The following is a 25,224-nucleotide window of genomic DNA, read 5'->3' on the forward strand; positions in this document are numbered from 1 at the left end:
CGGCCGGCGCGTGCCGAGCCCCGCCTCCGCGCGCGCGGCGCAGGTGAACGCGAACCCAGGAGCGCGTTGACGATGTCAACATGATCGTGTCATGCTGACGATCACGTCAAGGGATACGCTCCCCGGAGATATGCCCGCCTCGTGTGCGGCAGGTGAAGAAAAGGGGGAGGCGCGGTGAGCCTGGCGACGGTCGACGCACGGTTCCGGATCACGGGAATCGTTGGGCGCGGGAACATGGGCGAGGTCCACAGGGCCGAAGATCTCCGGGTCGCGCCCGACTCCCCGCACCGGGAGGTCGCGGTCAAGACGGTGCTGCGCGGCCGGACCGGGATCGCCGTCAACACCTCGGAATCCACGAGGGAGTTCGACCGCTTCCGCCGCGAAGTGCGGATCATGCGCATGCTCTCCCAGGGCCACCCGAACCTCACCCTGCTCATCGACGGGGGCATCGACGGCACCCCGGGCGGCAGCGGCCTGCCGTATCTGGCCATGGAGCTGCTGGACGGTCATCAGCTCGCGGACCTCATCGACGAGGAACCCCAGCTCCCGGTCTCCTGGGTCGCCGCCATCGGCGCGCAGATCGCCGCCGGGCTCACCGCCGCGCACACGGCCGGGGTCGTCCACCGTGATCTGAAACCCGCCAATGTCATGCTGACCCGTGACGGCACCGTCAAGATCCTCGACTTCGGCATGGGCACGATCGTCGACGATCCCGATCAGACACGGCTGACCAGCACGGGCGTCAGCGTCGGCACGGCTCGGTACATGGCCCCCGAGCAGTTCCGGGCCGAACGCGTCTCCGGTCTCGCCGATCTGTACGCCCTTGGCTGCATCCTGTACGAACTGCTGGTCGGGCAGCCGCCGTTCTCCGCCAGGACCCCGTACGAACTCTCCGAACAGCACCAGCACTCCCGGCCGCCCCTCCTGACGCTGGTACGTCCGGACCTCCCCGCCGAACTGGTGCGCCTGGTGGACCGTCTGCTGGAGAAGAAGGCCGAGCTGCGGCCCGAGAACGCGGCCCTGCTCCGTGACGTACTGGTACCGCTCGCGCTGGCACCGGACGACACGGCGGCCCTGCTCGCGCCGCACTGGGGGGTGATGGACCCGGTGGCGCGGCTGCGGGCCCTGCTCCCGGAGCGCGCCCCTGCCACACCTGTGCCCGTGCCGCGCAGGGAGCCGCGCCTGCCCGAGACCATGGACGTCTTCGGTGTCCATGCCGACCTGATCAGCGAGTACGAAAACTTCACCAAGAGCGCGACGGTCTTCCGGGACGCCCGCATCGAGGGGTTCGTCAAGGACGACCTGGCGGCGAAGTCGCAGTGGCCCGACCCGTGGCTCTCGCTGAACCCCTTCTTCGCCGACGGGGGCAAGGTCACCGACCTCGTCCAGGAGGGCCTGCTGCACCCGAAGTGTGCGGAGATCTTCCAGGCGGGCAAGAAGGAGAGTTCGCGACGCCCGGACGGGCGACCGCTGACCTTCCACCTCCACCAGCGGCAGGCGATCGAGGCCGCGGGGGCGGGCGACTCCTATGTGCTGACCACCGGCACGGGTTCCGGCAAGTCCCTGGCATACATCGTCCCGATCGTGAACCACGTTCTGAAGGAGCGTCAGGCGGCGAGCGTTCGCGCGGAAGGGGACGGCACGGGAGGGGACAGCACCGGCGGGAACAGCACGGGAGCGCGCGCCAGGGGCGGTCGGGTCCGTGCCATCGTCGTCTACCCGATGAACGCCCTGGCCAACTCGCAGCTGATGGAATTGGAGAAGTACCTGCGCCACGGTTTCGGCGCGGGGCAGGAACCGGTCACCTTCGCCCGTTACACCGGCCAGGAGTCCGAGGAGCGGCGCAGGGAGCTGCGCGGGAACCCGCCGGACATCCTGCTGACCAACTACGTGATGCTGGAGCTCATGCTGACCCGGCCGGACGACCGGTCGAGCCTGATCCGTCAGGCCGAGGGCTTGCAGTTCCTCGTCTTCGACGAGCTGCACACCTATCGGGGCAGGCAGGGCGCGGACGTGGCGTTCCTGATCCGCAGGGCCCGCGAGGCCTGCGGCGCCTCGGCCTCCCTTCAGTGCGTCGGCACTTCGGCGACCCTGTCCACGGAGGGGTCCTGGGAGGAGCAGCAGCGTGAGGTGGCCGCGGTCGCCGGCCGGCTGTTCGGTACGACGGTGCTGCCGAAGCGCGTCATCGGCGAGACCCTCGTCCGGGCGACCGACGAGGCGCCGGTGACCGTGTCCGCCGAGCGCCTGCGGGTTCCGTCGGCACCCCGTTCCTACGGAGCGCTCACGAAGGACCCGCTGGCGCGTTGGCTGGAGTCGCGGTTCGGCCTGGAGCGTGAGGAGGACACGGGGCGGCTGCGCCGCTGTCCCCCGGGCACCGTCGAGGCAGCGGCGGCCGAGCTGGCTTCGGATTCCGGGGTGACCGAGGAGCGCGCGGGCGAGGCCATCCGCACCACCTTGGAGGCGGGTTCGCAGGCGAAGCACCCGGTGACGGAACGGCCGTTGTTCGCCTTCCGCCTGCACCAGTTCCTCTCCAAGGGCGACACCGTCTACACGACGCTGGAGGATCCGCTGAGCCGGCCCCTCACCCGCACCTACCAGCTGGAGCAGCCGAACAGCGACGGCAAGCCGCTGTTCCCGCTGGCGTTCTGCCGCGAGTGCGGCCAGGAGTATCTGACCGTCTGGCGCACCGAGGAGCACGGGTCGTTCCGTTACGAGCCCCGCCGGGACACGTCCGCCTCGGGCGGCCGGGCCGGCGAGGGGTATCTGTATCTCGGTGTGCCGGGCGAGGACTACGAGTGGCCGGCGGATCCGCAGACGGCCGTGGACGACCGGCGGCTGCCGGAGTCGTGGCTGGAGTCGGACGCCCGGGGCGCGACCGTCGTCAGGAGGTCCTATCGCCCCCGGGTTCCCCGGCGTGTCGTCGTGGACGGCTTCGGGAACGAGTCGGGCGAGGGGCTGGCCGCGGCGTTCGTCCCCGCGCCGTTCCTGTTCTGCGTGCACTGCCAGGTCTCCTACGAGCAGACCCGCGGCCGGGACTTCGCCAAGCTGGCCACGCTGGACCAGGAGGGCCGGTCCTCGGCGACCTCCCTGATCTCCGCGTCGATCGTGAAGTCCCTGCGGGCGGTGCCCGAGGACAGTCTGGGCAAGGAGGCCCGCAAGCTCCTCACCTTCGTCGACAACCGTCAGGACGCCTCGCTCCAGGCCGGCCACTTCAACGACTTCGCCCAGGTGACGCAGTTGCGCGGCGCCCTATACCAGGCCGCGCTGCGGGCCGGCGAGGACGGGCTGCACCACGACGACCTCGCCGAGGCGGTGACCGAGGTCATGGGGTTGTCGACGCGCGAGTACACCGGGGCCGCTTCGCCGGCTCCCTCCATGGAGCGTCGCGCGACGAAGGCCTTCCGCGATGTCGTCGGGTACCGGCTCTACCGGGATCTGGAGCGCGGCTGGCGCATCACGATGCCGAACCTGGAGCAGACGGGCCTGCTGCGGATCGACTACGAGGACCTGGGCTGGATCGCCGCCGCGCCGGACCGCTGGGACGCCACGCACGCCGTGCTGCGCGACGCGGACCCGGCGCTGCGCGAGGAGATCGCCCGGACGCTGCTCGACTTCATGCGGCGTGCGCTCGCCATCGACGTGCAGTACTTCCGCGACGACTTCGACACGCTGCAGCGTGCCAGCGAGGAGCGGCTGACGGGGCCGTGGGTGCTGAGCGAGAACGACCGGCCGGACGTGGGGACCGCCTACCCGTACGGTTCGAAGCCCGGCATGGAACGCTCCGCGCTGTTCGTGTCGGCCCGCGGCAAGTTCGGGAAGTACCTGCGGCGGAACATGCCCGAGCTGCGTGATCTTCCGCAGGAGGACGTCCAGACCGTCATCGAGGACCTGCTGAAGGTGCTGCTCGCGGCGGAACTCGTACGCGAGGTGGACGCCGCCCCCGAACACTCCGGCCCCGCGTTCCGCCGTCGGGCGGCCCGGAAGCGCACCGGCTACCGGGTGTCCGCGGCCGCCCTGGTCTGGCGGGCCGGGAGCGGCGAGCGGGGCGCGGTCGACCCGCTGGCCCGCACGTACAACAGCGGTGAGGGCCCGCGCGTCAACCCGTTCTTCCGCGACCTGTACCGGACGGCGTCGGCCGAGCTGGCCGGTCTGTTCGCCCGCGAGCACACCGCGCAGGTCTCTCCGGAGGACCGGCTGGAGCGCGAGGGCCGGTTCCGCACGGCCGAGCTGCCCCTGCTGTACTGCTCGCCGACGATGGAACTGGGTGTGGACATCTCGTCGCTCAACGCCGTGATGATGCGCAATGTGCCGCCGACGCCGGCGAACTACGCCCAGCGTTCGGGCCGGGCGGGCCGCTCCGGTCAGCCGGCACTGGTGACCACGTACTGCGCGACGGGCAACAGCCACGACCAGTACTACTTCCGCCGGTCCCAGGACATGGTGGCCGGACAGGTGGCCCCGCCGCGCCTCGACCTCGCCAACGAGGACCTGGTCCGCTCCCACCTTCAGGGCATCTGGCTGGCGGAGACGGGTATGAGGCTCGGCATCGCGGTCCCGGACGTCGTCGACGTGGCCTACGACCCGGACGGCAGCGACCGCCCCGATCCGGACATGCCCCTGCCGCTGCACTCCCACATCCGCGAAGGCTCGCTCGACGAGGGCGCCCGCCGTCGCGCGATCGTGGCCGCCCGGGCGGTCCTCGAACCGCTGAGGACGGAGTTCGCCGCCACCACCTGGTGGTACGACGAGTGGATCGAGGACCGGATCGAGCGGGCCCCCCAGCGGTTCGACGAGTCCTTCGAGCGGTGGCGGGACCTGTTCCGCGCGGCCGTCGTCGACCAGTACGAGCAGAACAAGCGGGTCGTCGACCACACGCTGTCGCAGGGGCAGCAGGTCCAGGCCCGTACCCGGCGCCGCGAGGCGGAGACCCGGACGAACCTGCTGCTGAACCGCTCGTCCGACAGCAAGTCGGTGATGAGCGACTTCAACCCGTACCGCTATCTGGCGTCCGAGGGGTTCCTGCCCGGCTACAGCTTTCCCCGGTTGCCCCTGGCCGCGTACATCCCGCGTTCCGGCAACCGCCGCAACGCCGACGGCGACTACCTGCAGCGGCCCCGGTTCCTCGCGATCCGTGAGTTCGGCCCCGGCGCGCTCATCTACCACGAGGGCGCCCGCTACCAGGTCACCCGCGTGCAGCTGCCGCCGGACGCCTCGGGCGAGCTGGCGACGGCGGAGGCGCGGCGCTGTGACGGCTGCGGGTATCACTACGGCGTCAAGGCCGGCCTGGACCGGTGCACGTTGTGCTTCGGGGAACTGCGGAACAAGCGCACCGGTCTCCTCCATCTGCACACCGTGTACACCACGCCGCGCGAGCGGATCTCCTCCGACGAGGAGGAGCGCCGCCGGGCGGGTTTCCGTCTGGAGACCTCCTACGCGTTCCAGGACCGCGGAGCCCGCAAGGGCCGCCTCACCTCGCAGGTCACCGACGCCGACGGCCTGCCCGTCCTCGCCGTGGACTACGGCGATTCGGCGACCGTGCGCATCACCAACCTCGGCCGGGTCCGTGACAAGGAGGGCGAGCCGGACGGCTACTGGCTCGACCTCGGCGACGGCCGCTGGCTCAACGACCGGGCAGCCGCGGACGCCATCGAGGGCACCGGCATGCCGTCGTCTTCCAACGGTATGCCGGTGGTCGACGACGACGGCAACGAGAAGCGCCGTAAGAAGCGGGTCCTGCCGTACGTGGAGGACCGCCGCAACATCCTCGTGGTCACGCTCGACGAGCCGGAGCCCGAGCCGGTGGCGCTGTCGTTCCTGTACGCGCTGGAGCGGGGCATCGAGGCGGCGTTCGAGCTGGAGGACTCGGAGCTGACCGCCGAGCTGCTGCCCCCGGACGACGGCCCCCGACGTCGCATTCTGTTCACGGAGGCCGCCGAGGGGGGCGCCGGTGTGCTGCGGCGCATCCAGCAGGACAGGCGGGCGCTCGCCAAGGCCGCCCGGACCGCCCTGGAGATCTGCCACTTCGACGCGGAGACGGGAAAGGACGAGGGTGAGCTGGTGGGCGGCGAGGGGTGCGCCCGCGGCTGCTACGCCTGCCTGCTGACGTACGCCAACCAGACGCACCACCGCAAGCTGAGCCGGCACGCCGCGCGGCCGTTGCTGCGGCGGTTGGCCGGCGCCCTGACGGAGCGGGAGGACCGCGGCGAGTCCCGCAGCGAACAGTTCCGCAGGCTGGCCCCCGCCGCCGCCCACCACCGCACGGGGGACGCGGCCGAGAGGACGCCTGTGCCCTCTCCCACCCCGCTGAATGCCGATCTCGGCGCCCTCGTCGCGAGCGGCGACCTCCTCGGCTGGCTCCGTGCGAAGGGCTACCGGCTGCCGGACGAGGTCAGGAGCCTCGTCCCGGAGGCGGGCGCCTGCCCCGATCTCGTCTTCCGGCTGGACGGCGCCAACCTCGCCGTGTTCGTCGACGGCCCCGGCCGGCCGGTCGACTCGACACGCGACATCGAGGCGGGCTACCGCCTGGAGGACGCCGGCTGGGACGTCGTGCGCTTCCCGACGGACGCGGACTGGGACGCCATCACCGAGCACAACGCCGCCTACTTCCACCTGCGTTGACCGTCCCGCCTCCGCCCTCTTCCCTCCATAGGAACTGAGACAATCATGAGCCCCACGTACACAGCCGGCTCCCTGGTGGCCGCCCGTGGCCGGGAATGGGTGGTGCTGCCCGAGAGCGCCGCCGACATGCTGGTGCTGCGCCCCCTGGGCGGGAGCGAGGACGACATCGCGGCCGTCTTCCCGGCCTTCGAGGAGGTGCGTGCGGCGGAGTTCGCGGCGCCGATCCCGTCCGACGTGGGCGACCAGAGGTCCGCCGGTCTGCTGCGCACGGCGCTGCGCATCGGGTTCCGTTCCGGCGCGGGCCCTTTCCGCTCGCTGGCCTCGATCGCGGTGGAGCCCCGGGCCTATCAGCTGGTCCCGTTGCTGATGGCGCTGCGGCAGCGGACCGTACGGCTGCTGATCTCGGACGACGTCGGCATCGGCAAGACGATCGAGGCCGGGCTGATCGCCAAGGAACTGCTCGCGCAGGGCGAGGCGACCCGGCTGACAGTGCTGTGTTCCCCGTCGCTGGCCGAGCAGTGGCAGTCGGAACTGCGGGAGAAGTTCGGCATCGGGGCCGAACTGGTCCTGGCCTCCACGGTGTCCCGCCTGGAGCGCGGCCTGGATCTCGGCCAGTCCCTGTTCGACAAGCACCCGTACACGATCATCTCGACGGACTTCATCAAGTCGACCCGGCACCGCGAGGACTTCGTACGCCACTGTCCCGACCTGGTGATCGTCGACGAGGCCCACTCCTGTGTGACCGCCGACGACGCCGGGCAGGGGACGGCGGCCGGTACGAACCAGCTCCGTCACGAACTGCTGCGCAAGGTCTCGGCGGACCCGGACCGGCATCTGCTGCTGCTGACCGCCACCCCGCACTCCGGCAAGGAGTCGGCGTTCCGCAACCTGCTCGCCCTGGTACGGCCCGAACTCGCGACCCTGGACCTGGAGTCCCCGGCGGGCCGGGCGAGGCTCGCCGAGCACTTCGTGGCCCGTAAGCGCGCCGACGTCCGCGAGTACCTCACGAAGGAGGACGGTCTCGCCGACGACTCCCTGGTCCAGCGCACGGCCTTTCCCTCCGACCGCTGGACGAAGGACGAGCCGTACAAACTGACGCCCGAATACCGGGCGTTGCTCGACGACGCCATCGCCTACGCCCGCGACCGCGTCGCCGCCGCGGGCGAGCAGGGCAGGCGTGAGGCCCGGATCGCCTGGTGGTCGGTGATCGCGCTGCTGCGCTCGATGGTGTCCTCGCCCGCCGCCGCCGCGCAGACCCTCAGGACCCGCTCCGAGTCCGCGACCGCCCGCACCGCGCAGGAGGCGGACGCGTTGGGCTCCCCGGTGGCCGCCGACTCCGCCGACAACGACCGGCTCGAAGGCATGGACGTGGCGCCGGGGGCCGCCGAGTCGGAGGAGGCGGGCGCCCGGCTGCTCGAACTCTCCGAACGGGCCGCCCAGCTCGTCGGCCCGGCCGGCGACGCGAAGCTGAAGGCGCTCACCCGGCATCTGAAGGGCCTCATCGCCGACGGTTACAGCCCGATCGTCTTCTGCCGCTACATCCCCACCGCCGAGTACCTCGTCACGCAGCTGGAGGGCAGGCTCGGCCGGCGGACGAAGATCGCCGCGGTGACCGGGACGCTCTCCCCGCAGCAGCGCCTGGAGCGCGTCGAGCAGCTCGCCGCCGAATCGGCCGGGGACGCCGGGGTCGGCGGGGAAGCCTCCGATGCGGCGGCCCGGCGGGTCCTGATCGCCACCGACTGCCTGTCGGAGGGAGTCAACCTCCAGCATCACTTCGACGCCGTCGTCCATTACGACCTGGCGTGGAACCCCACCCGGCACGACCAGCGCGAGGGCCGGGTAGACCGCTACGGGCAGAAGCGCGACCAGGTCCGTGTCGTCACCATGTTCGGCGAGGACAACGGCATCGACGGCAAGGTTCTGGAGGTGCTGTTCATGAAGCACCGGCAGATCATGAAGGACCTCGGCATCTCCGTCTCCGTGCCGGACGAGACCGCCTCGGGTGTCACCGACGCGGTGGTGGAGTGGCTGCTGCTGCACGGGCGGCAGGGCAGTCAGGAGAGCCTGTTCGACCTGGACGGGCACCAGGAGTCGCTGGACCGTATCGAGCGGGAGTGGAACTCCGCCGCCGAGCGGGAGAAGACGTCCCGTTCCAAGTACGCGCAGCGCGCGATCCATCCCGAGGAGGTGGCGCGCGAGGTCGCCGCCATACGGGCCGCGCTCGGCGGCGCCGAGGAGGTCCGCGACTTCGCCGTGGACGCGCTGCGCGACCTGGACGCGCTGGTACGTGATCCGGGTGACGGCACGGGGGACTTCACCGCCCAGGCCGGCGGCGCCCCGGCCGGTCTGCGGGACGCGCTCGCCGCGACGCTCGGCGGGCGGCTGGTCGAGGAGGACCGGCAGATCCCCTTCCGCACCACTCCGGCGATCGGCCGCGGCGAGGCGGCGCTGGTCCGCACCGACCCGGCGATCGGCGCCATCGCCTCGTACGTGCTGGACTCGGCGCTCGACGTGAACACACCCGGCCCCCGGCCGGCCCGCCGCTGCGGTGTGGTCACCACGGACGCGGTCACCGTCCGCACGACACTCCTGCTGGTCCGCTACCGCTTCCACCTGACGCTCCCGTCCCGTACCGGCGAACGGCAGCTCGTCGCCGAGGACGCCCGCCTCCTCGCCTACGAGGGGATGCCGTCGCGGGCCCGCTGGCTCGACGAGGACGCGACCGCCGCCCTGCTCGCGGCCCGTGCCACCGGCAACACCCACGAGCAGCTGGTCCGCAACCAGATCGCCCGGGACCTGGGCGCGCTGCCGGGCCTGGCCGGGCACCTCGCCGCGTACGGCACCCGCCTGGCCGCCGAGCTCGACGTCTCGCACCGCCGGGTCCGCAAGGCGAACGAGGAGATCGTCCGCGGTCTCAGGGTCGTCCCGCAGGAGCCCGCCGACGTCCTCGGCGTCTACGTCTACCTGCCGCAGCAGCCCGCTGCCGCGTCCGCTTCCACCGTGTCCGGAGTCGAAGCCTGATGTCCGCCGCCACCCGCACCGCCCTGGCCTTCACCTCGATCACCACGGTCGGCGGTCTGCTCCCCGCCGACATGCTGCTGCGCGTCGCCGAGGCACGGACCCTGCCGGGCACCCGGCCCGCCGACTACGGCCTGCCCGCCTCCGTGCCCGTGCGCGACGAGGCCGAACGCGCCTGGGAGTACCTCAAGCCGCTCTGGCGCGAGCTGCGTGCCGCACTGCCGTCGGACCCGAAGACCGGCGTGCCCGCCGCCGACCCGACGGGCCGGGCCGGCACCGACTGGCTCGCACAGCTCTTCCGCAAACTGGATTTCGGCGCACTGGCGGAGACCGGCGCGGCGGGCATCCCCGCCGACTCCGACCCGGACAAGCGGTTCCGGATCTCCCACCGCCACGGTCCCGCTCTCGTCCACCAGGTCGCCTGGAACCAGGAGCTCGACAAGCGCCCGGCCCCCGGCCAGGTACCGCCGCAGTCCCTGGTCCAGGACTGCCTCAACCGCACCGAGGCCCACCTGTGGGCGATCGTCACCAACGGCCGCCATCTGCGGCTGCTCCGCGACTCCTCGGCGTTCTCCACGGCGGCCTACGTCGAGTTCGATCTGGAAGCGTTGTTCGACGGTGAGCTGTTCAGCGAGTTCGTCCTGCTGTACAGCCTGCTGCACGCCTCCCGGTTCACGGTGGCGGCGGGCACGGCGGCTTCGGGGTGCTGGCTGGAGAAGTGGCGTGCCGAGGCCGTCACCTCGGGCACCCGCGCCCTGGACCAGTTGCGCCTGGGCGTGCAGAACGCCCTGACCGTCCTCGGCACCGGCTTCCTGCGTCACCCGGACAACGTCGCGCTGCGGGAGGACACCGACCCCAAGGCGCTGCGGGACGGCCTGCTGCGCCTCGTCTACCGGCTGCTGTTCGTGTTCGTCGCCGAGGACCGCGGCGCCCTGCTCGACGGGGAGCCCGACGATCCGCGGCGCAAGGCGTACGAGCGGTACTTCTCCTCCGCCCGGCTGCGTGAGCGCGCCCGCCGCCGCCAGGGCACGGCCCACGGCGACCAGTACGAGGCGCTGCGCATCGTCCTCGACGCGCTGGGCGCCGAGGGCGGCCGTCCCGAGCTGGCGCTGCCCGGCCTCGGCGGCCTGTTCTCCCGTACCGAAGCGGACACCCCGCTGGACGGTCTGAAGCTGTCCAACGAGTCGCTGCTCGCCGCCGTCCGCCACCTCGCCCAGGTCCGCGACCCCGGTGCCCGCCGGTGGCGACCGGTGGACTACCGCCACCTGGACGCCGAGGAACTGGGGTCGGTCTACGAGTCCCTGCTGGAGCTGGAGCCGAAGCACTCCGCCACCGACCGTTCGTTCGAGCTGGTGGAGGTGGCGGGCAACACCCGCAAGACGACGGGCAGTTACTACACCCCGTCGTCACTCATCGAATGCCTGCTGGACACGACCCTCACCCCGGTCATAGACGACGCCGTCAAGCGGGGCGAGCAGAACGCCACCACGGCCGGCCGGCCCGATCCGGCCGACGACATCGTCGCCGAGCTGCTGTCCTTGACGGTGTGCGACCCTGCCTGCGGCTCCGGCCACTTCCTCGTCGCCTCGGCCCGCCGCATCGCCAAGCGCGTGGCCTCGGTCCGCGAGCACAACCCCGAGCCGACGGCCGGCGCGATGCGCCACGCCCTGCGCGAGGTCGTCTCCCGCTGTATCTACGGCGTCGACCTCAACCCGATGGCCGTGGAGCTGGCCAAGGTGTCGTTGTGGCTGGAGGCCATGGAACCGGGCCGGGCGCTCGGGTTCCTGGACGCCCACGTCAAGCGGGGCAACGGCCTGATCGGCACGACGCCGAAGCTGCTCGGGGAGGGGGTCCCGGACGACGCGTTCAAGCCGATCGAGGGCGACGACCGGAAGTACGCCTCGGCGCTGGTCAAGCGCAACAAGGCCCAGCGGGGCGGCCAGGACGAGCTCCTGTTCGACGCGGAGACCCTGCCCGGCAACGAGCGGTACGCGGTGGAGCTGGCCCGGATCACGCTGGCCTCCTCGGACCGCCTGGAGGACGTGCGGGCGCAGGAGTCCGCTTACCGGGCGTACACGGAGTCGACCGCGTACGTCCACGACCTCCACGCCGCCGACGCCTGGTGCGCGGCGTTCGTGTGGCCGAAGTACGCGGGGGCGCCGGAGGCCCCGACGGACCAGGTGTTCCGGGCGCTGCGGAACCGGGACCAGTCGGCGGTGCCGGACGCGACCCACAGGGAGATCCTGGAGCTGCGGGACCGTTATCGCTTCTTCCACTGGCACCTGGAGTTCCCGGAGGTGTTCGCCGTCCCGGAGTCGGGGGCGGGCGTGCAGCCGGGGACGGGGTGGGCCGGGGGGTTCGACGCGGTGGTGGGGAACCCGCCGTGGGAGCGGGTGAAGCTCCAGGAGCAGGAGTTCTTCGCCCAGCGCGACCCGCGCATCGCGGAGGCCAAGAACGCGGCCGCCCGGAAGCGGCTCATCGACGAACTGCGGGACGACCGTGACGGCGAGCGCCTGTACGCCGAGTTCGGGGAGGCGAAGCGCCGGGCGGAGGGCGAGAGCCACTTCCTGCGGTCCAGCGCCCGGTTCCCGCTGACGGGGCGCGGGGACATCAACACGTACGCGGTGTTCACGGAGACGGACCGGACGCTGACCGGGCCCCGGGGGCGGACGGGGGTGATCGTGCCCACGGGGATCGCTACGGACGCCACGACGCAGTTCTTCTTCAAGGACATCGTGACGAAGGGGCAGCTCGCCGCGCTCTACGACTTCGAGAACGAGGACAAGGTCTTCCCCGAGGTCCACAACCAGCTGCGGTTCTGCCTGTTCATGCTGCGTGGTTCGGGCGATCTGCGTGCGCCGATCCAGATGGTGTTCAAGGTGCGGCAGCCTGAGCAGATCGCTGACCGCAGCTACCTGATGGCGGCCGAGGACATCCTGACCATGAATCCGAACACGGGAACGTGTCCTGTTTTCAGTCACCGACGGGACGCGGACATCGCTCTGGGGATCTTCCGCAGAATTCCGGTCCTGATCAACGAGGCCAGGGAGGCGGAGGGGAATCCTTGGGACATCTCGTTCATGGCCATGTTCCACATGTCCAACGACTCCCACCTGTTCCGTCCCTCCGCCCAGGACGACGAGACGCTCGACGACCTGCTCAGGTCCGGCTGGTCCCTCGACGGGAACGTGCTCGTCCGCGACGAGGAGCGGCTGCTCCCGTTGTACGAAGCGAAGATGCTGCACCACTACGATCACCGCTTCTCCACCTACGAGAACGCCACGGAGAAGCAGCTCAACAAGGGCACCCTTCCGCGCTTGACCCTGGAGCAGCATCAGGACGCCGCCGCCGCGCCCCTGCCGCGCTACTGGGTGCCGGAGCAGGATTTCCCGACGGGAGAAGTCGACAGGAACGGCAAACCTGTCTTCGTGCCGGGGGTCCGTAGCCGACTGGCAGCCAAGGGAGGGGACCGAGGCTGGCTGCTGGGCTGGCGTGAGATCAGTCGCGCCGCCGACGAACGAACCTTGATCGCCGCTGTAGCACCAGCACGTGGGTTCGGAAACAAGTTCCTGCTCGCGCTCACCCCGCACGCGGCTCTGCTGGCACCTATCTGGTCGTCGTTCGTCCTCGATTACGTCGCTCGTCAGTCCGTCGGCGGCACGTCACTGAGCTACTTCATCGTCCGGCAGCTCCCCGTCCCCACGCCCGACCAGATCATGCTCCACAAGCATTTCATCGGCCCCCGTACCCTCGAACTCACCTACACCGCAGACGACATGCGGCCGTTCGCCCGCGACCTCGGCGACACCGGCGCCCCCTTCCGCTGGGACCCCGACCGCCGTGCCGTCATCCGCGCCGAACTGGACGCCCTCTTCTTCCACCTCTACGGCATCAACCGCGACGACACCGCGTACATCCTGGACACCTTCAACGTCACCCGGGACAACGACGTGAAGGCGCACGGCGAGTACCGCACCAAGAACCTCGTCCTCGCGGAGTACGACCGCATGGCCGCCGCCGGCCTGACGCCGGAGAACCCGCTCACCGAGGGCGAGTCCGGCACCTACCGCTCCCCTCTCATCCCGCCCCCCGGCCGCGGCCCCCGCCACGCCCGATCCCGCACGAGGAGCTGAACACTCCGTGGTACGCCTCAACCAGACCAGCAACCCGCGCGCCTCCGTCGTCCTGTCGGCCGGCGCGGACTGGCGTACGCGCGCCGCCGGGCAGCGCCGGGTCGCCGGGGGCGAGCTCCCGATGCCCCGGCGGCCGGCGGCGAGGCTCAAGGCGTTGCGGCAGTGCCTCGGGGTGATCCGGACGGCGATCAACACCAAGCACTGGGCGCAGGCGCGTTACGGACTCAGCCGGGCCCGGGCTCTCGTCGACGCCCTGCCCGCCGACCTGACCGCCAAGGAGCGCGGACAACTGTCGGTGCTCCGGAAGAGGTTCGAAGCACGGGGCACCACGGCCGCCAAGAAGGCCGCGGCGAAGAAGAAGACCGCCCCGAAGCCCGCAGCCAAGAAAGCCGTACCCAAAAACAAGACCGCACCCGGGAAAGCCACGCCGCCACCGGTACCCGACCTCGGTGACCGGCTCCTCAACCGGGCCGCACTCGGCTACGGTCCCGCCGACGGCGCCTGACGCGCGCCACCGCACGTCTGACCACGACGGGCGATCTTCGGGGCGATGCCCCGCTCCCGCAGTCGGCCGCGGCAGCTGTCGTGGTCGTAGCCCCGGTTCCGCCTCACCGTGTTCCGCAACTCCCGGACGCGGTCACATCCAGCTGCCTTCCTCAGTGAGTACGCTGGGCGTGGGCGAGCAGGCCGGTGCCCCGTACTGGCGTTCGTGGTGACAGCCCGCGCGGGCTGATCCCCAGCCCGGAGGGACCCCGTACCCGACGCCCTGGCAGCGGATCGACCATCGGCCTGCGGTATCGCAGCGGCTCCGGTGACGTGTGCAGCGCCCGCCTCCAGCGCCCTACGCTCTCTTCGCCGTCGGCCGCAGGGCCGCCGCGCTCCGGAACGACTACGCCGAGTTCCTGAGGACCCGGGGACCTGAGCTCACCCTCGCCGAACGCGGCGCGCTCGGCGAGATCATGGCCGACCTCGCGGCTCTCGGTCGAGGCGAAGGCGTGGGCCGTTCCTGCGACGGGCTGCCGGACTTCCCGCGCGAGACCCCGGAGCCGAGGCGTTTGTCCTGCCGTCCCGGCGGTGAGGCGGCGGCCCCGGGACCTGTGCGGGTGGCCGGCTCTCAGGCCGTTGTGGCGAGTCCGCCCAACTGCTCCAGGTGGCCGGGGGGCCGGCCTCCCTGCCAGCCCAGGACGACCTCCTCGCGGGCACGGGTGATCATGACGTAGTAGGTCATGCGGAGGGCGGCGGCCGTGGGGTCGCCCGCCGCGTCGGATTCCGTGTCGGGGATGAGGACGGCGTCGAAGTCGAGGCCCTTGGCGCTGGCCCGGTGGACCAGGACGACACCGGGACGGGTGAGGTCGAGGTCCCGGTAGCGACCGGAGACCGCCGTCGAGCTGTACAGCTGCGGCTCCTGGGCGAGCCCGGCCCGCTCCAGGCGTCTCAGAAGGTCGGCCCCGGTGCGCGCTGAGGCGACGATCACGCCGATCCGGTGCCCCGGCCGCCGGGCGGCCAGGGTGACGATGTCGTCGACGACGGCCTGGGGGCCGGCGTAGTGGCGGAGGCGGGGGAGCCTTCCCCTGCGCACGGGCGGCTCCGGAGGCGGGCCGCCCGTGCGGAAACGCTCGGCCAGGGCGAAGATCTCGCGGGTTGTGCGGTGGTTCCCGTCGATCTCGACGTGCCGGGCGGACCGGCCGAGCGCGGTGGTGATCTCGGTGAGCGTGGAGTGCGTCTCGGTGAGGCGCTGGCACTCGTCGGCGAAGACCGTGACCGTGGTGCCCAGCAGGCGGGCCAGTCGATAGAAGCCGGGGGGCAGGTCCTGGCCCTCGTCGACGACGAGGTGCGGCGTGGCCGGATCGTCGTGCCCGAAGGTTTCCGCCGCCCGGTTGATGAGAGCCGGCCAGTCGAACCAGCCGTCGCCGGTGCTCCGGGCGTCCCGCCCGAAGTGACGCTGGACCCAGCTGTGGACGGTGGCCGCGACCGCGGGGGCGCCGGGGACGGTGAGGCCCCGGAGCGTGCCGTCCAGGAGTTGGCGGAGCAGGTTGGAGCGCGACAGGAGGAGCGTCGGGCGGCCGGTGAGGGCCAGGTGGACCGTGCGGTGCGCGGCGAGCAGGCTCTTGCCGCTGCCGGGCGGCCCGCTGACCACGTGGTGACCCGCCAGCGGCAGCGCGTCGAGGCAGTCGCGCTGGGCCGGGGTGAGGTCCGGATGGAGCACGGGAGCGGGGCCGGGGGTCATGGGCGTCATCCCGGGGCCGTGGTTCACGGGTGTCCCCCCAGAGCCGTGGCGGCCGCGTACTCGCGGCTCGCGGTGAGGACGGCGGCGAAGTAGCCGGGGACGCGGTCCGAGCCGACGAGCAGGGCACGGTCCAGGAGAGTGTTCCCCGTCTGGCAGCTGGTCTCGGGCAGCAGGGTGCAGGCGTGGCAGGCGGCCCTGTTGAGATTGCCGAATCCCTGGCCCGTGTGCTCCGCGCACAGGGGGTCGGCGGAGCACCAGGCCGCCGCCTCCAGCATCCGGATGAGCGTCTCCGGGAAGTGCTGCTGGGCGCCCTGCCGGACCAGGCCGCCCAGGGTGCCTTCGGCGTCACCGGCGGCCGTGTAGACGAGCACCCCCCGCTGGCCGTACTCGGGGCGGCCGTAGACGCGCTCACGCAGGCTCGCGGTGGTGTAACCGGAGTCGAAGGAGAGTTGACGGATGAGCAGGTGGGCGAGCGTGTGGAGAAGAAGGAAGCGTGGGGAGAGTTCCTTCCCGACGGTCTCGGCGAGCTGTTCGTCGCGGAACGAGGAGGCGAGGTCCGCGCGGACCCCGTCCACATGGGCCCGGACGCGGGGGTCCTCCTCCCAGTCGGTGAGGCGCTGCTCGCCGAGGGTGAGGACGATGCCCTCGCCGTACACCTCGGTCGCCGGCAGCCAGCGCAGCCGGGCGCCGGTGTCGGCGGGGACGAGGGTGCCGTTCACCGAGTGCCGGCGGAATCCGGTGAGTGCGCGCACCTCGCGGAGGCGGTCGACGAGGACCACCCCGCCGATGTGGGCGTCGAGGGTGGCCCAGGGCTCCTCGGTCTCGCCGTCGAGGCCGAGGCCGCCGCGGCGTACGGCGAACTCCTCGGTTGCTTCCGGGAGTCGGTCGGCGTCGAAGGCGTACCACTCGTCGCGGCTCAGGTCGAGCTTCGGGGCACCCGGTCGGAGGGCGGTCGGGGCCGTCGGTGCGCCCGTCGCCTCGGCGGCCAGTTGGTCGATGAGGCTGTCGGGCGCGTCGGTGTCACTCCTGATCATCGTGCGGAACACCTCTTCCCGGTCCGTGCCCAGCGCGCCGAGGAAGACGGTCCAGAGTCCGTGCCCGCGGACGGACTCCGCGGCGTCGCGTTCCGCTCGCGGGGGCTCGGCGGACCGCGGGATGTCGAGCGCCGAGTACACGACCGGGTAGTAGACGTTGCCGGCGGTGCGCTGGACGTTGTGGACCTGCTGGCCGCAGGTGGCACGTTCGTCCCAGCGCTGCCAGGGATTGCGGCCGGAGCAGCGGCCGGGCTGCGGCCCCAGGAGGTCGAGGAGGTCGCGCTCCGCGCCACAGGTCCGGCCCGCTGCACCGATCGCTCCGCAGCTCACCGTGAGCGCTTCGAGGCCGGAGGCGCGGTCGGCGACACGGAAGGTGAGGCGTCGGGCCTGCCAGGCCCGTTGTCCCTCGGAGCAAGCGGCCCGCTGGCCGGGAGTGAGGCCGGAGTGGGCCCAGTACCACCAGTCGATGTCGTCCAGGTGCCCGTCCGGGCAGATGCGGACGAAGCGCATCGGAGTGAGGCGAGGCGCGGCGGCGCACGACGCGCAGACGGGCGGTTCGCCGGGCTTCTCGTCCGCACGCGGGAAGCGGATCATGGCCCGGCAGGCCCCGCAGAACAGCCAGCCCGGGAAGCGGACGTAGGGGACGCCGGGGCGGTCGGCATCGTCGTACCGGTCGTTGAGGGTGTGGGGGGCCGCGAAGAAGCCGGTGACGCCGAGGCGGGTGGCGAGCCGTTCGGAGGCCACGGGGGTCCTGGTCCCCGGCCAGCTCCCGATTCCGGCGGCCACGAAGGACTCGCCCTGGACGTCGAGTACGGCTCCGACGCCGAACGGCAGTACGGTCTGCGCCTGGCGGACCCGGAGTTTACGCTTCACTTTCCCGCTCCTGTCACGGTGATCTGGCACTCCCGGTCGACGCTGCGCATGGAGTTGGGCGTCTCCCACAGGCCGTAGCGCTGCTCGAACGCCTTGAGCAGGTTGTGGTGGCCCTTGCCCTGGCTGCGGTAGTAGAGGTCCTTGCCCTCCGCCTCGGCCAGTGCGGCCTGCCGGTACCAGTCGTCCAGGAGATACCCGAGTTCGGTGCGGACGTCGGCGCGGAGCGCGTCCGCCGCGCTTCCCGTGGCTCCGCTCTCGGCGATCGCCGCGCGCCCGGCGAGTGCGTCGGCGATCTCCTCGGCCTCCGCCCGGTGGTCGATGAGGTGTCCGGCCCGGTTCTCGGCGGCCAGGCCGATCCGGTGGCGGACCAGGATGACGAGCGCGGCATGCAGCGCCCGGCGGCGGGCCGGCACGGACCAGGGGGTGATGCTGGCGGGTTCGACGTACCGGTACAGCGCCCGGTGGTAGTCGATGAAGGTCTCGTAGTGGGAACGGTCCCGCGGGCGGGTGGCGTTGAAGTAGGTGAGGACGAGTCCGGGCACCTGGTGGCGGCCCACGCGGCTGGTGGCCTGGATGTATTCGGCGGTGGTCTTGGGCTGGCCCTGCATGAGCATGTAGGCGAGCCGCTTCACGTCGACGCCCACGGAGAGCATGTTGGTGCACGGCAGGAAGGAGATGGCCCGGGGATCCTTCCAGGGCTTCTCCAGGCGGTCGAGGAGAATCGGCTGATCGGCGCGGGCCACGGTGCTGTCCAGTTGCTGCACGTCGCCGCCGCCGAAGGAGCGGATGCCCATACCCTCGTCGAGCGCGCGGAGCTGGGCGGGAATGTCGTCGCCGGCCGCGGTGACGGTCCTGCCGAGTTCTCTCAGGCTGTGGTGGTAGGCGACGAGTGTCCAGTAGTCGTCCCGGTGCTCCTCCGGCAGTTGGTGCACACCTTGCAGCATGGCGGCCGTGGTGGCGACGGCCCCGCGGCCCGCGGTGTGGCCCTGCGCCATCACACCGAGGTAGAGGCGGCCCGGCCGGCCGGTGTCGGGGACGGCGAAGAAGCTGTCGTCGGCGTCGACTCCCGGCGGTGGGAACAGCTGGACGTCCTGGTGGTGCAGCGCGCGGACCTGCTCGGCCGAGCGGCGGATGGTGGCCGTCGCCGCGACGATCTTCGGCGGGCGGCCGTCCGGCCCGGTGCACAGTTCGAGGATGGCCGCCTCGTACAGACCCACGGTGGTGCCGAGTGGCCCGGTCAGCAGGTGCAGTTCGTCCTGGATGATCAGGGACGGGGGCCGATGGGGAGTGCCTGCGCCGAACAGCCGCCCGGAGCGGTGTTCCCAGGCGAGCCGGGCGAACTTGTCGACCGTCCCGAGGACGAAGGTGGGCGGCTGCTCGTACAGGTGCTGATCGACCACGGCGACGGGCAGCACGTCGTGGAAGGCGCACGCGTCGCGGACGCAGTTGAAGGCGAAGGCGTCCGGGTCGGCCTTGACGCCGTAGTCGGAGCGGACGGTGGACCGGGTCTGCGGCATAATGCGGGTGCCGCACCAGGGGCAGCGGTCGAGGATGAACACGTCCCCGGGGTGGCTGGCCTCACGTTGCTCGTCGAAGGCGGTCTTGGCCGCCTGGAAGCTGTTGGGCGTGGTGGTGTCGCCCACCCACAGGCCGACGGTGATCGGGTCGGCTCCGAGACCGAGCTCCGGTTCGCGGCGGCGGAGGTACTCCAGCGCGCAGGCCGTGGTCGCGGCTCGCTGGAACTGCTGGGTGGTCAGCAGGCTGAGGGTGTAGCGGCTGAGTACGGCGGTTCCGCTCCCCTCGTTCCTGATGCGTCGCAGTGCGACCGTGAACGCGGCCAGCAGCAGATACGCCTCCGTCTTGCCGCCGCCGGTCGGGAACCAGATCAGATCCGTGGTCCCGCGGTCACGGTGGGCGGGATCGGCGACGCCGTCGAGCGCGAGGAGGAAGAACGCCAGCTGGAACGGTCGCCAGGAGGCTGTGGGGTCGACGGGCGGGTCGACCGGGACGGCCTGCGATCTGAGCCACCGGCGTCCTGCCTGGTCCGGTGCGGAGTGCCGCATCTGCAGCAGCATGGCGCGCTGGGCGATGCGGAAGGCGTCGAGCAGTTCGGGCCGGTCCGGGTCGCACAAGGTGCGCACCCCCGCCTCGATACGGATGACGGCCTGTCGTACCCGATCGAGAACCCGTTCCGCGGCCTCCTCGCCCCAGGGCGGGACGGTGACGGATCGCTGCCCGACGTACCAGGCATGGTAGGTGGCGGCGAACTCGGCCAGCTCCTCACGGAGTTGGTTGGCGTCCACGGTGGGGTCGGCGAGGTGGCCGATCGTGAGGACGGGGGCGTCGAGTGGGCCCCCGGCGCGGACGGCGGGCACTTCGGCCCGGGGCAGGGCCTCGCAGGCCAGGAGGTCGACCTTCCCGTGGTCGCCGGTTCGTTCCCGGACGGCGCAGCCATGTCCGACGGCGTGGGTGACGACGTGCCGGTACTGGAGACGGAGCTCGCGTTCCTCGGGATCGCGGCTGGCCAGCCGGACGCTGGGGTAGGGCAGCACGGTCCTGCCGACCGTACGCACCGTGAGGCGGCACTGGAACAGCATGTCGTCCCAGCTCGGGGCCTTGCCGTCGGGCCCGTCGTGCCGCGCCCGGTTCACCAACGCCACGGTGACCAGTACACCGTCGCCGTACGGGCGGTGAAGCAGGCGGAGCTCCGCGCGGCCGTCGAGAACGGGCACGGTCTTCTGGTCCCGGCCGACGGTGTGCGTCTCCTCGGGGAGGGGCAGCCGACGCCAGCGGCGCCCTCGGCCGGGAGCGCTCCGCTGCGTCTCGTAGCGGGCGGCCGCACACGTCACCTCGAGCTGCGTGGCGTCGGTGTAGAAGCTCAGTCCGAGGGACGCGGGCAGCCAGCTGTTGGTCTCGGGCACGGGATCACCGGCGGGGTTCGCGTCCGGGGCTTCCTGCTCGGCCCCCGGCGCCTCGGGGTCGTCGGCCGCTTGGGCGAGCTGCCGCTGGAGGTCCGCCTGCTGCGGATAGAGCGTGCCCATGAGGTACTGCCGGTCGGGCGGCGCGTCGAGCACCTCGTCGTCCTCGCCGGCGGGGCCGACGAGCTGACGGGTGAGGTAGTCGACCAGCTCCTGGCGCGGGTCCATGTGTCGGGGTTCCTTTGCATCCGGTGCGGGAGACTCGCTGGGTCGGGGATCCTCGGCGCGGTTCAGGGGGCAGGGGGCTTGAGGCCACGCTGGACGAGCCGGTCCCTGAAGAGCGGCTTGGTCTTCGACTCGATCTGCCGAATGCGCTCACGCGTCACGCTGAAGACCACGCCGAGCTCCTCCAACGTGGCGGGCTCGCCCCCGTCAAGGCCTGTCCGCCGCACGAGGATGTGAGCCTCGCGTTCGGGGAAACCCATCACCACGTCGCCGACGAGCTCGAAGAGTTCCTTGCGCAGCAGGACGGTGCAGGGCCCGGGCAGCCGGCTCGGGCCGACGATCAGGTCGCCGAGAGCGGTGTCGTCACCGATGATCCGGTCCAGTGAGTCGGTGGGGCGGCTGATCCTGCGCACCCGCTCCACCTCCTCGAAGGTGAAGCCCGTCGCGAAAGCCACGTTCTCGACCGTCCTGGGGCGTCCCTCGCTCAGCAGCTTGCGTTCGGCGGCGGCGACCTTGTTCACCTTCTCGTGCAGGTGCACGGGAATCCTGATCAGGGTGCCTTCGTCGGCGATGGCCCGGCTGATGGACTGTCTGATCCACTGCGTGGCGTACGTGGACAGCTTGTACCCCTGGCCGGCGTCGAACTTGCGGACCGCGCGCATCAGCCCGAGGGTGCCGTGCTGCACGAGATCCTCGATGTCCAGACCGCGTCCCTGGTAGGCCTGGGCGACCTTCCAGACGAGCCGCACGTTGTGCAGCACGAGGCACTCGTGAGCGCGCCACGCGTCCCCGCCGTACGGCAGGGTGGCGATCTCCTCCTTCGGGACGTCCCGCCCGAGATCCCCGACGCCGCCCCTCAGCAGCACGGCCAGGCCGACCTCCTCCTGCGCGCCGAGCAGCCTCGCGCCGAGGTCGCGTCGCCACCGGTCCGCCTCCAGGACCGCCCGGGCGGCGAGGACGGCTTCGCGCAGCGAACCGTCCCCGGCGGACATCGCCGGGCCGCCGGGGGCCTTCCTCGCGCCCTCCGACGGCTCGGCCCCTGATCCGGCCGCCCTGTCCTGCCACGCGGCGGCGTCGACCGGCCGGGGCCGGTTGACCGGGAAGTGGGCGCTCAGCTCCCGTGCTTCGGCCGGGCCGAGGCCGTGGAGGTGCACCACACCCTCATGGGCGAGCCTGCCGACACGCCCGTCGGCGTCGGCGTAACGCCCCAGCATCGTGCGGGCCTGAGCCAGGCGCCGGGCCGCCTCGGAGGGAAGCATCGCGGAGACCGGAGCGGGGGTCGGCACGGCGTAAGGCCGCTCCCGCACGTCCTTCGGCCGTGGCCGGGTCTTCACCCGGAGGCCGACGCCCGCCAGTCCCGTACGCAGTCTGCGGCGCTGCTCCTCGGTGCCGAGCCCGAGCCGCTCGGCCTCCCGGTCGAAAACCGTCGGGCTGATGACGCCGTCACTCGACGCACCACTCCGCAGCCGCCGGATCACATCGGGCAACTCGGCAGCGATCGAACGCCGTTCAGCCTCGGACATGGCCGATTCCCCACTCATACCGCCCCCAGCCCCCGACCGCACATCTCTTCCGTCCCGGAAGCGCCGCGGCCGTGCCCTCACCTTAGACCTGGTGCGTTTACACCGCCAACACATCGGCAGGATCCGTGTACTGGCGGATATGAATGGCTTGACAGTGTCAACAGCTAGGCTGTCCGGTGTTCGCGCGGCCCGGCCCCGGAAGGTGATCCATGACGCGACCCCAGCACCTCCCCGGCGCCCCGGAGTTCCGCGTGCGACTCCCCGAGGAACGGCCGGCCGCGTAGACCGGATGCGCCTCGGGAGGGCCGAGGGAACCGGAGCGCGTCCACGAGGTGGCCGGGTCCGGAATCCGGCTCTTCCAGCGCAGCCTCGACCTCGAGCGCCCACCGGCCGTGCTTCCGGCGGCGCTGGAGCGCAGCGCCGGACAACCGGCCGGAGCGGCGCCCCGCACACGAACCTGAACCACCGTCAGGCACCCCACGGGAGGACCTCATGCCCCGGCTCGCTTTCGCCCAGAGCTTCTGGGACGGCTACGAGACCCTGGAGAAGCCGGTTCGCGCCGGCGTACGCAAGGCCATGGCCAAGTTCCAGGCTCTGAGCCCCGCCGAGTTGAACGCGGACAAGGGACTGCACCTGGAGTCCGTGGAGAAGGCGCGCGACGGACGGATGCGGACCATCCGCATCACCGACTTCTGGCGGGGCGTCGTCCTCGCGCCCGACGACGGCAGCGACGTCTTCCTCTTGGTCAACGTGTTGCCGCACGACGACGCCTACACCTGGGCCGCGAAGCGCCTGTACAGCGCGAACTCCGCGACCCGGGCGCTGGAGGTGCGCAACGCCGTCGCCCTGGACGAGCTGACACCGGTGTACGAGACCGCCGCACGCCGGGCTCCTCGGCTGCTGTTCACGAAGATCTCCGACGGCACGCTGCGCGAGCTGGGCATCGACGACCAGGTCCTGCGCGCCGCCCGCTCCATGGTCGACACGTCGCAGCTCGACGCCTTCGCCACGCTCCTGCCGGAGGACCAGCTGGAGGTCCTCCAGTACCTCGCCCTGAACTTCAGCCCCGACGAGGTGTACCGGGATGTCGTGGCGGTCCGCCGCCCCGCGGACGCGCCGGCCGAACCGGTCGAGGACCTGGCCACGGTCATCGCCAACACGACCGCCCGTATCCGGCTGGTCACCGGACCGCGGGAGCTGGAGGAGGCCCTGGAGAAGCCCTTCGAGGCCTGGCGGGTCTTCCTCCACCCCTCCCAGCGGCGCGTCGCCTACCGCACGTCGTACGGGGGTCCCGTCCAGGTCACCGGCGGACCCGGCACCGGAAAGACGGTGGCCGCCCTGCACCGGGTGCGGCATCTCCTGGGCCGGTCCGCGGACGGTCGCATCCTGCTGACCACGTACACGAACGCGCTCGCGGCCGGACTGCGCGACATGCTCGGCCTGCTCCTCGACCAGGACGGGAAGGCGCTCGCGCGCGTGGACGTGACGACGGTCGACGCCTTCGCGAACGGCATCCACCGGGCGGCGTCGGCGACCGCGCCCACGCCGATCGGGGACCGGGATCAGCGGCAGCTGTGGGAGAGGACGGTCAAGCAGCTCGGTCTGCCGTTCACCGCGCAGTTCCTCGCGCAGGAGTACCGGCACATCGTTCTCGGCCAGGACCTGCACGGTCTCGACGCGTACCTCGGCGCGAGCCGGCGGGGCCGCGGCACCGGCCTCGGCCCCGCGCGCCGACGCGACGTGTGGAGCGCGGTGGAACGTTTCGAACAGTTGCTGCGCGACCGGGGAGAAACCACCCACCTGCGGATCTGCTCGCGCGCGGCCGAGCTGCTGAAGGGCGAGCCGGCCCCGTACGCACACGTCGTGGTCGACGAGGCGCAGGACCTGCATCCCGCGCAGTGGCGGGTGCTGCGCGCCGCAGTCGCCCCGGGTCCCGACGACCTGTTCCTCACCGGTGACCCGCACCAGCGGATCTACGACTCCCGGGTGTCTCTCGGCTCCCTGGGCATCGCCACGTCGGGCCGGAGCTTCCGGTTGCGCGTCAACTACCGCTCCACCGAGGAGATCCTCACCTGGTCGGCCGGGCTGCTCTCCCCTGTCACCGTCGGCACGCTGGACGGCGAGGGAACGGACTCCCTCGACGGCTACCGCTCCCTCCTGCACGGGAGCCGTCCGCTGCTGGCAGGGCACGCCACGCGCGCGGACGAGGGCGAGGCCCTGGTGGACCGGGTCCGGTCGTGGGTCGCCGAAGGGCTCCAGCCGCACGAGATCGGCGTCTGCGCGCGTTTCAACCTCTCCCTGGACACGGCGGAGGAGAAGCTGCGGGCCGCCGGCATACCGACCGTTCGGGTCAAGGGCCAGGTGCCGCACGGGGCCGGGGGCGTACGTCTGGCCACCATGCACGCGATGAAGGGGCTGGAGTTCCGCGCGGTCTCCGTCCTCGGCGTCAGCGACGGCACCGTACCGTTCGCCCGCGGGATCACCGCCCGGGAATCGGACCCGCTCCAGCACGAGGCCGATCTGCTCCGGGAACGCTGTCTGCTCTTCGTCGCCTGCACGCGCGCTCGCGAGGCCCTGTCCGTCACGTGGAGTTCGCAGCCGAGCCCGTTCCTGCCGGCGTCCCCCCGCCCCGCCTGACCGGTCCCGGAACGGACC

9 protein-coding genes and 1 pseudogene are annotated in these 25,224 nt (G+C 71.7%); 5 read left to right on the forward strand and 5 right to left on the reverse strand.

Annotated features, from left to right (window positions below; all coding sequences use genetic code 11):
• The first annotated feature begins 174 nt into the window (after positions 1–174).
• Genes ACH4RG_RS28765 through ACH4RG_RS28780 form a run of 4 tightly spaced genes read left to right on the forward strand, consistent with a single transcriptional unit; the run spans position 175 to position 14,274 of the window.
• On the forward strand, positions 175–6,618 hold the full coding sequence (locus ACH4RG_RS28765; RefSeq protein WP_398540474.1) for a protein kinase: 6,444 nt from the start codon (positions 175–177) through the stop codon (positions 6,616–6,618).
• A 45-nt stretch (positions 6,619–6,663) separates the two neighbouring features.
• The gene (locus tag ACH4RG_RS28770; RefSeq protein WP_398540475.1) at positions 6,664–9,639 is read left to right on the forward strand and encodes a DEAD/DEAH box helicase; all 2,976 of its coding nucleotides are present in this window, start codon (positions 6,664–6,666) and stop codon (positions 9,637–9,639) included.
• Positions 9,639–13,769: an Eco57I restriction-modification methylase domain-containing protein gene (locus tag ACH4RG_RS28775; protein ID WP_397932334.1), complete on the forward strand. Its 4,131-nt coding sequence runs from the start codon at positions 9,639–9,641 to the stop codon at positions 13,767–13,769. The genes ACH4RG_RS28770 and ACH4RG_RS28775 overlap by 1 nt, the downstream gene beginning before the upstream one ends.
• 7 nt (positions 13,770–13,776) lie before the next feature.
• The gene (locus ACH4RG_RS28780; protein WP_398540476.1) at positions 13,777–14,274 is read left to right on the forward strand and encodes a hypothetical protein; all 498 of its coding nucleotides are present in this window, start codon (positions 13,777–13,779) and stop codon (positions 14,272–14,274) included.
• Between the two features lie 8 nt (positions 14,275–14,282).
• Here the strand turns inward: ACH4RG_RS28780 and ACH4RG_RS28785 are convergent.
• From ACH4RG_RS28785 to ACH4RG_RS28805, 5 genes and pseudogenes are all read right to left on the reverse strand, one after another.
• Positions 14,283–14,375, reverse strand: a pseudogene (locus ACH4RG_RS28785) (IS5/IS1182 family transposase); the annotation flags it as partial.
• 508 nt (positions 14,376–14,883) lie between these two features.
• Positions 14,884–16,005 carry a hypothetical protein gene (locus ACH4RG_RS28790; protein ID WP_397921947.1) on the reverse strand — a complete coding sequence of 374 codons (1,122 nt, stop codon included), beginning with the start codon at positions 16,003–16,005 and terminating at the stop codon, positions 14,884–14,886.
• A 14-nt stretch (positions 16,006–16,019) separates the two neighbouring features.
• Positions 16,020–17,903 carry a DrmB family protein gene (gene drmB / locus ACH4RG_RS28795; RefSeq protein ID WP_397921945.1) on the reverse strand — a complete coding sequence of 628 codons (1,884 nt, stop codon included), beginning with the start codon at positions 17,901–17,903 and terminating at the stop codon, positions 16,020–16,022.
• Positions 17,900–21,049 carry a helicase-related protein gene (locus tag ACH4RG_RS28800; protein ID WP_398540477.1) on the reverse strand — a complete coding sequence of 1,050 codons (3,150 nt, stop codon included), beginning with the start codon at positions 21,047–21,049 and terminating at the stop codon, positions 17,900–17,902. The genes drmB and ACH4RG_RS28800 overlap by 4 nt, the downstream gene beginning before the upstream one ends.
• Before the next feature lie 62 nt (positions 21,050–21,111).
• Complete coding sequence (locus tag ACH4RG_RS28805; RefSeq protein WP_397932341.1) at positions 21,112–22,569, reverse strand: RNA polymerase sigma factor RpoD/SigA; 1,458 nt, start codon at positions 22,567–22,569, stop codon at positions 21,112–21,114.
• 492 nt (positions 22,570–23,061) lie between these two features.
• Here ACH4RG_RS28805 and ACH4RG_RS28810 point away from each other — a divergent pair, with 492 nt between their 5' ends.
• Entirely contained in the window at positions 23,062–25,206 is a 2,145-nt protein-coding gene (locus tag ACH4RG_RS28810) for a UvrD-helicase domain-containing protein (protein ID WP_398540478.1), read from the forward strand.
• The last annotated feature ends 18 nt before the right edge of the window (positions 25,207–25,224 follow it).

The organism is Streptomyces sp. NPDC021019 (assembly GCF_044333295.1).
GTDB lineage: Bacteria > Actinomycetota > Actinomycetes > Streptomycetales > Streptomycetaceae > Streptomyces.

What these genes read in the sequence shown, in the direction of transcription:
- ACH4RG_RS28800 (WP_398540477.1), bottom strand. Translation starts at nt 21,049, where the DNA reads ATGGACCCGCGCCAGGAGCTGGTCGACTACCTCACCCGTCAGCTCGTC.
- ACH4RG_RS28805 (WP_397932341.1), bottom strand. Translation starts at nt 22,569, where the DNA reads ATGTCCGAGGCTGAACGGCGTTCGATCGCTGCCGAGTTGCCCGATGTG.
- ACH4RG_RS28770 (WP_398540475.1), top strand. Translation starts at nt 6,664, where the DNA reads ATGAGCCCCACGTACACAGCCGGCTCCCTGGTGGCCGCCCGTGGCCGG.
- ACH4RG_RS28790 (WP_397921947.1), bottom strand. Translation starts at nt 16,005, where the DNA reads ATGACGCCCATGACCCCCGGCCCCGCTCCCGTGCTCCATCCGGACCTC.
- ACH4RG_RS28810 (WP_398540478.1), top strand. Translation starts at nt 23,062, where the DNA reads ATGCCCCGGCTCGCTTTCGCCCAGAGCTTCTGGGACGGCTACGAGACC.
- ACH4RG_RS28775 (WP_397932334.1), top strand. Translation starts at nt 9,639, where the DNA reads ATGTCCGCCGCCACCCGCACCGCCCTGGCCTTCACCTCGATCACCACG.